We start from the raw sequence: 11,884 nt of genomic DNA on the forward strand, positions 1-11,884 counted from the left end.
GAAGCCATGCTCAGCCGTGACCGTGCCCGCCGCGAAGCTGCGTGGGACGTTCTTGAAGGCGAATTCGAAGCGGGCAACCGCGTCGATGGCGTTATCTTCGGCCGCGTAAAGGGTGGTTTCACCGTTGACCTCGGCGGCGCAGTGGCATTCTTGCCCGGCAGCCAAGTCGACGTTCGCCCTGTGCGCGACGTAGCTCCATTGATGGACATCGCGCAGCCATTCGTCATCCTGAAAATGGACCGCAAGCGTGGCAACATCGTTGTTTCGCGTCGCGCCATTTTGGAAGAGACACGCGCAGAACAGCGCACTGGCCTTATCCAGAACCTCGCTGAAGGTCAGATCATCGACGGCGTTGTCAAGAACATCACCGATTACGGTGCGTTTGTTGACTTGGGCGGCATCGATGGCCTGCTGCACGTCACCGACATCAGCTACAAGCGCATCAACCACCCAAGCGAAATCATCAACATTGGTGACACCGTTAAGGTTCAGATCGTTCGTATCAACAAGGACACACAGCGCATCAGCCTTGGCATGAAGCAGCTGGAAAGCGATCCTTGGGATGCAGCGGTTGCAAAATATCCAGTGGGCACAAAGCTCAAGGGTGCAGTCACGAACATCACCGAGTACGGTGCGTTCATCGAACTCGAAGCCGGCATCGAAGGCTTGGTCCACGTTTCGGAAATGTCATGGACAAAGAAGAACGTTCACCCTGGCAAGATCGTTTCGACAAGCCAAGAAGTCGACGTTGTCGTTCTCGACATCGACATGGAAAAGCGCCGCATTTCGCTTGGTCTCAAGCAAGCGCACGACAATCCATGGGCATCGTTTGCTGATAAGTTCCCAGTTGGTTCGACCGTTGAAGGCGAAGTCAAGAACGCGACCGAATTCGGTCTGTTCATTGGTCTCGACGGCGACGTTGACGGCATGGTCCACATGTCCGACATCGCATGGGGCATCACCGGCGAAGAAGCATTGCATCTTCACCGCAAGGGCGAAACCGTCAAGGCAATCGTCCTCGACATCGACGCCGAGAAAGAGCGCATTTCGCTTGGCATCAAGCAGCTTGAAAAGGGTGCCCCATCGGCAGCCGGCGCTGCTTCGGCAAGCGGCCTGAAGAAGGGTGCGACCACCACGGTTACTGTTCTTGAAGTACGCGATGGCGGACTTGAAGTGCAGGCCGGTGAAGATGGCGCAACTGGCTTCATCAAGCGTGCCGACCTTGGCCGTGACCGTGACGAGCAACGTCCAGACCGTTTCCAGGTTGGTCAGAAGTTCGACGCAATGATCACTGGCTTCGACCGTTCGAAGAAGCCAAACTTCTCCGTCAAGGCGCTTCAACTCGCTGAAGAGAAGCAAGCTGTTGAGCAATATGGTTCGTCGGATTCCGGCGCATCGCTTGGCGACATCTTGGGTGAAGCGCTTAAGGGCGTGAAGAAATAAGCTTCGGCTAATGCACAACCCCGATTTATCGGAACAAAAACCCGCCCTTTTAACGAAGGGCGGGTTTTTTTATGCTCTCCAAAACCAACATCGGTAACGCCGTTGTAATATCGGTAAATTTCTGGCATTTCGGAACTATTACGAACGTCAGACGCTTGAGAAGCTGCCTTGCAACTTCAGTGAGCCCGATGTGAAGGAAATAAAATGATCCGTTCAGAATTGATCAAAAAGCTGGAAGCTGAAAATCCCGAGTTGAAAACGGAAGAAATCGAAAAGATTTTGGATCTGTTTTTCGACCAGATCATCCAACGTCTTGCCGACGGCGGACGTGTGGAACTGCGTGGCTTTGGCGCCTTTTCAACGCGCGACCGCAGCCCGCGTAAGGGCCGCAACCCGCGCACTGGCGCCGCGGTTGACGTTCCTTCCAAGCGCGTACCTTATTTCAAACCCGGCAAGGAAGTGCGGGAACGGCTTAACAAATAAGCTTGGGCTGCAAAGCCCCTTGACCGTGCGGACGTAATGCTGTCTGCGCAATGTCATGCGGATGTGGCGGAATGGTAGACGCTACAGACTTAAAATCTGTTGTCCTTTTGGGCGTGCGGGTTCGAGTCCCGCCATCCGCACCACCTTTTTTCTCGACGCGCGGCCTGCGCGTCCCAGATATCTGCCACCCTGCATAGCCTGAACTCAATTGCGCGGTGCTTGCCTGCGATAGCTCAGCGCCTCTGCGATATGGATGCGGCCAACATCGCTCGACCCGGCAAGATCGGCAATCGTTCGGGCGACCCGCAAGATGCGCGTATAGCCGCGCGCGGATAACCGCATGGCCTCCGCCGCTTGTGCCAGCAACTTCTGCCCAGCGGCGTCGGGGCTGGCAAAGGCCGCCAGCGCATCACCGTCCAAATCCGCATTGGTGCGCAGGCCAGTCCCCGCCAGACGTGCGCTTTGCACCTGACGCGCGGCATCAACGCGCGCCGCAACCTCGGCCGATCCTTCGCTAGGCGGCGGCAGGACGAGGTCCGCCGCGCTCACCGCCTGCACCTCCACATGCAGATCGATGCGATCCAGCAACGGTCCCGATATCTTTGCCTGATAATCGGCGGCGCAACGCGGTGCGCGGCTACACGCCAAAGCAGCATCGCCCAAATGCCCGCACCGGCACGGGTTCATGGCCGCAACCAACTGCACATTGGCGGGGAATGTCACATGGCTGTTCGCGCGCGCAATGCTGACTTCGCGGGTTTCCAGCGGTTGCCGCAGACTGTCGAGCACAGCGCGCTGAAATTCGGGCAGCTCATCCAGAAACAGCACGCCCAGATGCGCAAGGCTCACTTCGCCGGGCCGAATGCGCAGCCCTCCGCCGACCAACGCCGGCATAGACGCGCTGTGGTGCGGCGCGCGGAATGGCCGTGTGCGCATCAACCGCCCGCCCTCCAACGTACCGGCCACCGATGCGATCATCGATACTTCCAGCGCTTCAGCGGGCGTCAGTTCGGGCAATATACCGGGCATGCACGACGCCAAAAGCGACTTGCCTGCGCCCGGCGGACCCACCATGCACAGATTGTGACCACCCGCAGCCGCGATCTCAAGCGCGCGCTTGGCGGTTTCCTGCCCCTTCACCATTTTCATGTCAGGACCGCCTTTGCGCGGTTCGGCGATGCCGGGTTCGGGGCTCCGCAGCAGCGATTGGCCCTTCAAATGATTCAGCAGCCCAAGCAAATCCGGCGCGGCGATCACTTCAATCTCACCCGCCCATGCCGCCTCGGACCCCTGCACTGCCGGACATATCAGCCCCATGCCGCGTGAAGACGCGTGCAGCGCCGCGAGGAGCACACCGGGTGATGCCGCAACGCGGCCATCCAGCCCAAGCTCCCCCACCACGACATATTGGGCCAGCGTCTCTGCATCGACCAACCCCATCGCACCCAACAAGGCCAACGCAATGGGCAAGTCATAATGTGACCCTTCCTTGGGCAAGTCCGCAGGCGACAGGTTGATGGTGATCCTTTTGGGGGGCAGCGCAAGTCCAAGTGCCGAAATCGCGGCGCGCACACGCTCGCGGCTTTCGGCAACGGCCTTGTCCGGCAGTCCCACGACCGCGAAACTCACCACGCCGGGCGCTATCTGACATTGTACCTCGACACTGCGCGCTTCGAGCCCGAGATAGGCAACCGTCGAGACTATCGACACCATATTGTTACCCCGCATGACCCATTATGGACCCCCGCCGCACTGGGATGAAGCTGCAGCGGAGGTCCGGTCGACCGGTCCAGCAATCGACACATATGCGATGCGGGAAAAATCATGCTCAGGGCAACCGCTGCCGGTTCGTATACGAAGCGTTGGCATATCAAATTTGCGCCGAAACCATGTTCGTCCGGTGCGGTTACACCACGCGAAGGTCATGGCTGGATTGATAGATGCCGACCAATTGCTATGCTTTTTACACGGCCCCGAGTCGCCCCCTTCTCTGCACTGCCCATCAGCGCAACTGGAGCACGTACATGAACGATATGACCACACCACGCTGGCTGACTTGGGTCAGCATCCTCTTTCTGCTCTGGAACCTGATGGGCGTCGGCGCCTTTGTCAGCCAGTGGACGATGACAGCCGCCGACATCGCCGCGCTGCCGCAGGTGCAACGTGATTTATGGGTATCGATGCCGGGCTGGGCGTGGGCGGCTTATGCCATCGGCGTTGGCGTCGGAACGCTTGGCGCCATCGGCCTGATCCTAAGAAAATTTTGGGCACCGCTCGCTTTTTCATTCAGCCTGATCGCGATCATCATCCAGTTCAGCTATCCCTTCTTGATCGCCAGTGGCGCGCAAACCGACATCGCCATACTCGCCTTCCCCATGTTCATCATCGTGATGGCAGTGGTGCAATGGCAGCTATCACGGCACTGGCAACGCAAGGGTTGGCTGGCCTGAATTTTTCCGAAACGGGAGGCGATGTCGCGACTGGTCGCGTTGGCAGAAGCCTAAAAATCCACCTGTTCATAATGTTTGGGCGGGGTGATGACTTCCATCCGTTCGGACAATAATGGGCGGAAGCTTGGGCGCGACTTGAACATCGCATACCACGCCTTGGTCTGCTCATGCCCCGTCCAGTCAATGCCGCCGAGATAATCGGCAACCGAAATTTGTGCGGCGGCGGCGAGGTCCGCCATGCTCATCACCGCGCCGGACAGCCATGCCCGGTGATCAATCAGGTAATCGATATAATCGAGATGCCCGTTGGCCAGCTTCATGGCTTCACGCAATATTTTGGACTCGGGCGGCTGCCGGTCGATCAGGCGCTTTTTCATCCGTTCGTGCAGAAGCGGCTGAGTCACATCGCCGTAAAATTGTTCGTCAAACCACGCCACCAGCCGCCGTGTTTCGGCGCGATATTGCGCAGTGCCCGTAATCATCGGATTCGTGGCGACGGTTTCATCGATATATTCTGAGATCGCGACCGAATCGACCAAGGTGATATTGCGTTCCGGATCGCGCATCACCGGCGTGCGTCCGGCGGGGTTCATGTGCAGAAACTCGTCACGCTGTTCCCACGGATTTTCGCGCACGAGGCTGTACGGCACACCCTTTTCGCCCAAAAGGAGTCGTACCTTACGCGAAAACGGACACAGCGGATATTGATGGAGATGCCACATAGGTATCTGTTAGGACCGGTTAACCAAAATGTGAAGGGGTGCGCCACAAAAGCGCATAGATTAGTTGGATTTGGAAACGTCGCCGGGTTCCCGTTTGGCTTCCTTCGCCATTTCCGCGTCAATCTTGGCCTCGGCCGCCTTCACCTTGCGTTCGGTTTCGGCGTACTGGCTGTCAAAATCCTTCTGACAGCCAGCCAGTGTGAGCAACAGAATGCATGAAATAAGCCGCATCAATAATCCTTTTTATACCGCACATTGACGTTGGACGTTCCGCCGCTGCCGATCTGGCTTAAGATTGAAAGCGCTGGCGTCAGGCTGATTTCCAGCTGCGTTGCCGTATAGCCCCGCGCGTCAGTGACGATTTCGACATAGACATCATTGGTAATATATTGGCCAAAAGCCACCGCCATACCGCGCCCCGTGGTGTCATCCGCGCCCAATATGCGCAGCCGGTCCAATCCCGTTGCCGACTGCAGCACGCCAAGCGGATTAAGTCCGCCTGGTCCGCCACGCAAATTGTTCAGCGATCCTGCCAATTGCACCGCCTGAATTGCGGACAGTTCGCCAATCGAATTGCCAAACAATATCCGCGCCATAATTTCATCCTGCGGCAAGGCAGGGGTCGAGCTGAAGCTGATGTCTGGATTTTGGCCCGTGCCCCTGATGTTGACGCGCACCGTCGTGCCATCGACGTCACTGGCGGCAGCGACGCGGATCGACGGGTTGGCTGCAGGGCCGCCGTTGAAGGATATCCGGCCGCTTTCCAGTTCGAACGACCGACCGGCAAAGCCCAATGTGCCGCGTACCAATTCCATATCGCCCGAAATCAGCGGTGCAGCGCTGGTGCCCGTTATCCGCAATTTGGCGCCCCATTCGGATTCCAGCCCCATGCCGGTGACATATAAGTTGCCGGGCGCTTCGAGCGCGATGTCGAGTTTCCAGTTGCTGGGCAGGCTTGCGATCGCATCGGCATCACCCGACACACGCGGACGGCGAATGGACTGTTTGCGGCGGACACCGGTGAGCGTTGCAACCTTCGCCGCGCCCTGTCGGATGATTTTGAAACGCGTTTCGGGCAGGCGCAACTTACCGCGGATCAGTGCGGAACCATCCGGCGCATTTGATACGGTGATTTGTCCGGTTGCGGTTGTCGAGATCAGCTCGCTTCGGGCAACACGTGCGCGGTCGAGATCAAGGTTCAGCTGAACCGGAAAGCCTTTGGCCGAGCTAAGATTGACAATGCCCTTGCCGCTAATCGTTCCGTCGCCCGCCTTGGCGCTCAGCTCGGTCACGTCCAACTGGTCGTTGGTAAACAGACCGCGGATGCGCAAATTGGTCAGCCGCGTGCCATAGGCGTCATTTTCGTAAATCAGGTCATTGGCGCGGACAACGCCGGTCAGTTGCGGTGTTTGAACACGGCCCGAAAAATCCGCCGCAACGCCGATATCTCCGGTCAGGCTCTGATCCGCCAAAGCCGCCAGCGAAAACAGCGTATCTGCTGGACCATTATAGCGCACGCCACCCGACAAAGGCGCGGCAAGCAATCGTTCGGTCCAACTGGCGGCACCGGGCGGCAGCGGTGTCAGGTCAATTTGGATCCGTCCCACAGCGGCACCACGCCGCCGGATAATCGCGCGCGCATTGCCGCCATTGGGCAACAATCTACCCACCAGGCTGATATCGACAGGTTGCGAACGCGACCCCAGATTTGCGCGAACGAAGCTGCTGATTTCCAACCGTGCATCCGCGCGGGGAAACGCCGCCAAGGATGCTTGCGCCCAATCGATGCTTCCGGTGACCGTTCCGCTCAAGCCAGGAACGGGAAAGAGAGGATTCAATGCGGCTATGTCGACCTTGTCCAACCGTGATTGGAACGTCATCGTATCGCCATAGCTTCCCGCCAACCGAACCGAACCTTGCGCCAGTTTGATCGTGCTCGGCAAAATGTCATAGCTGCCACGGCGCGGGATGATGCGGATGGGACCGGCGGTTGCAAAGTCGACACTGTTGGCCCGGCCCTTGGCAGCGATGCGCCAAAGCTGCGGAGTGAAATCTGCATTGGCGGCAACGCGGAAAGGTACTTCGCTTCGGCCCTCCGCCAATATCTGCCCCGTGCCTGTCCCATCGCGATAGTTGATCTTTGCCCGGGCGGCGGCAATCGCGATGTCGTTCAAAATGGCATTTTCCATCTGAACGTCCGCAACAATCTGCGGACTGTCATACAAAATGACGTCGGCTTTAATGATACCGCGACCAATGGCCAATTTTTGCGCGCCGGCGAGTTCCGCATTCAACGCCACCGCATCCACCACGGCGCGTTGGAAACTGCCTTGCGCCGAAAGCTCAATTCTACCGTCAAACCCAGCGCCCGCGCCGGTGAGCGTACCGACAAAGGGGCCTGCGGCGGCTTGCCGGATACGACCGGTAACGCCGATGCCCGCAAAATTGCCCCGTAGGATATCAATGGTGAGGGGGCCATCGCCCGAAAGCACATCGGCATCACCGCTGATCGGACCATAATCGGTCATGCCCGTCAGTGCGACCGCGTATCCCCGATGGCTTTGCGTGACGACGCCGACCACATTGGATAGACCAACGCCAAAGCCCGGATTGGTCGCGGTGATGCGATACACCGGATCGTCAAAAGTCCCGGTCATCGCGACAGCCACAGGCCCATATTGGTTCGAATAGCCAACCCCGTTAAATATTACGCGGCCCCCTTCGGCAACGTACGTTCCCGTGCCGCTGTTCAGCCGGAACAACGGCGAAACGACGGTCGCACGGGCAATCTGCAATATGCCGTTGCTGCCATAACGAATGCCGGCATCGACAAACATCTGCCCGCCCAGAAACTTTTGCGCGCCCGCACTGAACAATCGCGTCGAACGTGCCTTCAATGTGCCGACCAGCGCATAGCCTTTACCAAATGTGGTTTCGATATCAACGTCGGCGACCACGTTAAACAGCCCGACCGAGTTCACTTGGAAACCGTCGACTTTCCCGTCCAACGCGGTGGTGTAAAAGCCCTTGTTAACATCGCCGACCAGCAAGGCCGTGGCGTTGATACGATCGGACCTGATCTTCAGATTATCCGAAAGCAAACGCCCCTTCGCGATCGCCAAATCACCGTTCAGACGCACGTTGGTCAACAAGCCACCGGCGATCTGGTTGATGCCAGTGACGCGCTGCGCGCGGGCGGTTACCGGAATAAGGAAGCGGTCAGCCGCGCCTTGCGCCTCACCACTCAGCGTCACATCCTCAAAGGTCGTAAGGCCGAATGCCAAACGCGTGGCTGTCGCGGAATAGGCGACGGTGGGCTGGGCAAATTCACCGTTCAATAATGCCTTGCCGCGCACATTTGTACCGCTGACGTTCGATCCGATGATGCCGGGCCGAAGCAAACGGATATCCAGGGCAAGGTCGCGGAAACGCGCTTCGCCCAAGTCCGCGATGCCATCTGCGCGCATCTCCATCGCGGCCGAACGCAATGTCCCGCTGATGTTCGCAGACCGTTCGGCAAAGCTTGCCGCCATGTCGATGTTCGCCACGGGCGATAATGCGCGCACCAACAGGCTGTTCGCCATGAACTTGGCAGGCGCGGCGGTCCCCTTTGCGGTGAAGGTGCCTTCGCGCGCGGTCAGGGCAATGTCCGCAACTTCTGCCGCACCCATGTTCGCGGATAAAGCGCCGTCCCATTTGCGCCAGCTGCCACGACCAGCGAGGGTCATCTGCATGGGCACGTCACGCCCCATTAGCCCGGCAACAAGGCCCTTGGCCGGTGCGTCGAGTTTCAGGTCGATATCGAAACGATTGTCATCGGGCACGGCATCCAGTTTCAGGACGATGCGATCACCCCGAAGGCTGCCCGCCGTCGCGCTGACGATTGCGCGGCGATCGGCAATCTGGACCTTGCCCGACAGCGAGGCGACCTGTTCCTCGCCCGTAATGCCTTTTGCAAAGACAATGCGGTCAATTTGCAGCTGGCGAATGTTGATATCCAAATCAGGCAGCAAAGGGTCACCCCGGTCGGGCAATATGCGCAATGCCGGCATCCGCGCGACGTTGAGCGTTGGCGCGCGCAGCGAGGTGATGTTTACGCCGCTGGAAAAATACGACAGCGGGTTCCAATCAAGCCGGATTTCCGGCGCACGGGCAAAGCGGCCCTTGGGATCGCGGAACTCGACATCGCGCAGGATGGTATCGCTGTAAATCGAACCCTCAATTTTCCCGATGCGGATGTTGAGGCCATTTTCCATTTCGAACGCAGCAATCTGCCGCGCGACAAAATTCCGTCCCGATTGGGTATCCAGCCACACATAGCCGCCGGCGATAACCAGCAACAGCAATGCCATGACCGCCCCGGCCCCAATGGCTATGCGCCGCCACAGCATCAAAACGCCTGTCCAATCGACACATAGACGCTGACACGCGATTCACCCAGCCGCCGGTTCACAGGCGTTGCGATGTCCAGACGGATTGGGCCGAAATTGGTGTAAAAGCGCCCGCCAACACCGACGCCCATGCGCCAGTCTTTGAACTTTGGAATGCTCGATTCATATGCTTGGCCCGCATCAACAAAGCCGACAACGCCGTAATTGCCAAACCGATAGCGGCCTTCCAGCGAAAATTCATTCATGCTCCGGCCACCGACCGGATCATTATTCGGATCTTTCGGGCCAAGCTGTTGATAACCAAAGCCACGCACCGATCCACCACCGCCGCCATAAAAGCGCCGCGAAGGGGCAAGGTTATCGCGTGCGATGCCGGATATCGTCCCCACCCGCCCGCGCGCGGCCACAACGATATTGTCTTTCACCGGATAATAATAAGACGCGTCAAGGATGGCCCGCACATAAATCTGCTTGCCGGTCCCAAGCGATGTCTCTGGCGACACGCGCACATTGACGCGATACCCTTTGGTCGGGTCCAATAGATTGTCGGACCGGTCAAAGCCGACTTGCCCGGGAAGCGCCGCGACATAAAAGGTCTGCCGGTCGCGAAGCCCGCGCGCGAAATCAAACTGGTCTTCTGATGTCGCCAATATTTCAGCGCCAATCGACCATGTGAATTTCTTTTGCCAGATGGGCGTCGACACGAACGACATCGTTCCCGCCAGACGCCCGGTATAGGCTTCAAAAGCGTCGTAATTGCTGTGCAAAGCGGTCAGCGATATGTCGATGTTGCGGTCGCGCCGTCCGGCATTCGCCCGCGCGACGGATATGCTCGCAGCTTGTTCTTTTGTCCCCACCACGCCCGCTGCGGTCAGCGATCCTTCCGGTGGAAACAGATTTCGGTGTGTCCAGCTTGCGTCGGCACGCAAGCCCTGTCCTGTGCCATAGCCTGCGCTGCCGGCAATGGTGCGCGGCGGTGCCGCTTCCTGCCGCACAAGCAAGTCAGCATAAGGCGTTCCATCTGGCGCGCTGCCCTCACCCGGGACAGGTTCAACAGATACCGTCGACAGCAAGCCCGTGGCGATGAGCGCGGCGCGCAAATCGTCAACTTTCCGGCTGTCATAAAGGTCGCCGGTCTTGAACCGCCGCAATATCGAGACATGGTCGGCGTCAAAAGCCGTGCTGCCTTCGGTCCGCAATTGCCCGAAATAGCTGCGTGCGCCCGTTTCCACAGGCAAGCTGTAGTCGCCAACGCCCCTGTCGCTATCCAGCAATATGTCCCGCTCGCCAACCTTTGCAAAAGGATAGCCATTTTGGGGCAACTCAACGGAAATATTCGCTTCGGCCGCCAAGATGATGTCGGCGACAATCGGATCGCCGCCTTTGGCAACAAAGCTGCGGCTGATAAGATCCACCGGCTGAACGGCAGGCGCGGCAAAGGCGATCTGCCCGAGATAATAACGCCGCCCGGGCACAACCGTCAGGATGACGTCTAAGGGCTGGCCTTCCAAGACAGAAGGCTGAACGGCGACACGCACATCAGCGTCAAAAAAGCCCTGACCGTTTAGAATGTCCAACAACAACTGACGGTCTGCGCGTGCACGTTGGCTGATTTCTGCGCGGTTTTCCGCAGTACCGTCACCATCGTTGAGCACCGACAGGCTATCAAATCTTGCGCGCACATCACGCCAAATAGCGGCTTCCACAGCGACCCCGTCGGCATCTTTGGCAACATCAGTTGTCTTGGTGGCATCGAGCCCATCGATACGCACAATATAGCGCAACGCCCGCGCCTCTCGTTCGGCAGCCTGCGTTGGTTCAGGCGGTGGTTCCGCATCAAAGCTATCTATTGGCGGAAGCGGATCGTCCAGCAACGGGTCCGTGACGGGTGGGTCGGGCAGGATTTTCTCGACATCGCCATCCTGCACGGCTGCGATAGCGGGATCGGCAGCGGTTTGTGCCGCCTGCTGCGGGGCCGTGCCGCCTTCTTCCTTTGCCTCTTGTTCGGCCTGCCATGCGTCGATGCTCTCCAACGGCGCGTCGTCCAGTGACGGGATGGCGGCGTCGAATTCCTCCTCGCCAATGATTGGCGTTTGCGGATCAGCGGGCGCGGGGCTCAAAATTTTCGCAGGCATGGTGGATTGCCCCTGCGCGGGCACAACGGCACCGGTAGCCGGATTTTGCGCGAGCAAAGGTGCGGCAGCGCAACCAAGATATAAAAAGGCAGTTAATCGGATCAAACAGACATCCCTTCGCGCCCAACGTCCCCTTATGCACAAGGTTCCATCAAGGCACAGCAACATCCGTTACCGTGAAGAGAATAGGATGCCAATGATAAGGCATAGGGTGAACCAATTATCTGCAAGCGGGCGCAGGTCGGCCTTGAAAGCTTTCG

The 11,884-nt window shown here is 58.6% G+C and carries 8 protein-coding genes and 1 tRNA gene; 4 read left to right on the top strand and 5 right to left on the bottom strand.

The window, feature by feature from the left end:
- The 3 genes from ACIQ0G_RS01760 to ACIQ0G_RS01770 form a co-directional block, all read left to right on the top strand.
- The coding region (locus ACIQ0G_RS01760; protein ID WP_397576421.1) for a 30S ribosomal protein S1 at positions 1 to 1,443 on the top strand (1,443 nt) is incomplete at its 5' end.
- Positions 1,444 to 1,647: 204 nt separating this feature from the next.
- Positions 1,648 to 1,926: an integration host factor subunit beta gene (locus ACIQ0G_RS01765; RefSeq protein WP_324478553.1), complete on the top strand. Its 279-nt coding sequence runs from the start codon at positions 1,648 to 1,650 to the stop codon at positions 1,924 to 1,926.
- A gap of 57 nt (positions 1,927 to 1,983) precedes the next feature.
- A tRNA-Leu gene (locus ACIQ0G_RS01770) sits at positions 1,984 to 2,069 on the top strand.
- A gap of 61 nt (positions 2,070 to 2,130) precedes the next feature.
- Here the strand turns inward: ACIQ0G_RS01770 and ACIQ0G_RS01775 are convergent.
- Positions 2,131 to 3,639 carry a YifB family Mg chelatase-like AAA ATPase gene (locus tag ACIQ0G_RS01775; RefSeq protein WP_397576422.1) on the bottom strand — a complete coding sequence of 503 codons (1,509 nt, stop codon included), beginning with the start codon at positions 3,637 to 3,639 and terminating at the stop codon, positions 2,131 to 2,133.
- A gap of 311 nt (positions 3,640 to 3,950) precedes the next feature.
- Here ACIQ0G_RS01775 and ACIQ0G_RS01780 point away from each other — a divergent pair, with 311 nt between their 5' ends.
- Complete coding sequence (locus ACIQ0G_RS01780; protein WP_397576423.1) at positions 3,951 to 4,376, top strand: sugar transporter; 426 nt, start codon at positions 3,951 to 3,953, stop codon at positions 4,374 to 4,376.
- Positions 4,377 to 4,426: 50 nt separating this feature from the next.
- On the opposite strand, the gene ACIQ0G_RS01785 is transcribed toward ACIQ0G_RS01780, so the two are convergent.
- From ACIQ0G_RS01785 to ACIQ0G_RS01800, 4 genes are read right to left on the bottom strand one after another with little or no spacing between them, the layout of a single operon-like run.
- Positions 4,427 to 5,098, bottom strand: a complete 672-nt coding sequence (locus tag ACIQ0G_RS01785) for a glutathione S-transferase family protein (RefSeq protein ID WP_183939356.1) — start codon at positions 5,096 to 5,098, stop codon at positions 4,427 to 4,429.
- A 60-nt stretch (positions 5,099 to 5,158) separates the two neighbouring features.
- On the bottom strand, positions 5,159 to 5,329 hold the full coding sequence (locus ACIQ0G_RS01790) for a hypothetical protein (RefSeq protein ID WP_397576424.1): 171 nt from the start codon (positions 5,327 to 5,329) through the stop codon (positions 5,159 to 5,161).
- Positions 5,329 to 9,450 (bottom strand): translocation/assembly module TamB domain-containing protein, encoded by a 4,122-nt coding sequence (locus ACIQ0G_RS01795; RefSeq protein WP_397576425.1) that lies wholly within the window; start codon positions 9,448 to 9,450, stop codon positions 5,329 to 5,331. Before ACIQ0G_RS01795 ends, ACIQ0G_RS01790 begins: the two co-directional genes overlap by 1 nt.
- 38 nt (positions 9,451 to 9,488) lie before the next feature.
- Entirely contained in the window at positions 9,489 to 11,729 is a 2,241-nt protein-coding gene (locus tag ACIQ0G_RS01800) for an autotransporter assembly complex family protein (RefSeq protein ID WP_397576426.1), read from the bottom strand.
- Positions 11,730 to 11,884: the final 155 nt, after the last annotated feature.

The sequence above is a fragment of the Sphingorhabdus sp. genome (genome assembly GCF_044354325.1).
GTDB lineage: Bacteria > Pseudomonadota > Alphaproteobacteria > Sphingomonadales > Sphingomonadaceae > Sphingorhabdus_B.

Excerpts from the sequence above, each read along its gene's own strand:
- ACIQ0G_RS01765 (WP_324478553.1), top strand. The coding sequence starts at position 1,648 with ATGATCCGTTCAGAATTGATCAAAAAGCTGGAAGCTGAAAATCCCGAG.
- ACIQ0G_RS01775 (WP_397576422.1), bottom strand. The coding sequence starts at position 3,639 with ATGGTGTCGATAGTCTCGACGGTTGCCTATCTCGGGCTCGAAGCGCGC.
- ACIQ0G_RS01790 (WP_397576424.1), bottom strand. The coding sequence starts at position 5,329 with ATGCGGCTTATTTCATGCATTCTGTTGCTCACACTGGCTGGCTGTCAG.
- ACIQ0G_RS01780 (WP_397576423.1), top strand. The coding sequence starts at position 3,951 with ATGAACGATATGACCACACCACGCTGGCTGACTTGGGTCAGCATCCTC.
- ACIQ0G_RS01785 (WP_183939356.1), bottom strand. The coding sequence starts at position 5,098 with ATGTGGCATCTCCATCAATATCCGCTGTGTCCGTTTTCGCGTAAGGTA.
- ACIQ0G_RS01795 (WP_397576425.1), bottom strand. The coding sequence starts at position 9,450 with ATGGCATTGCTGTTGCTGGTTATCGCCGGCGGCTATGTGTGGCTGGAT.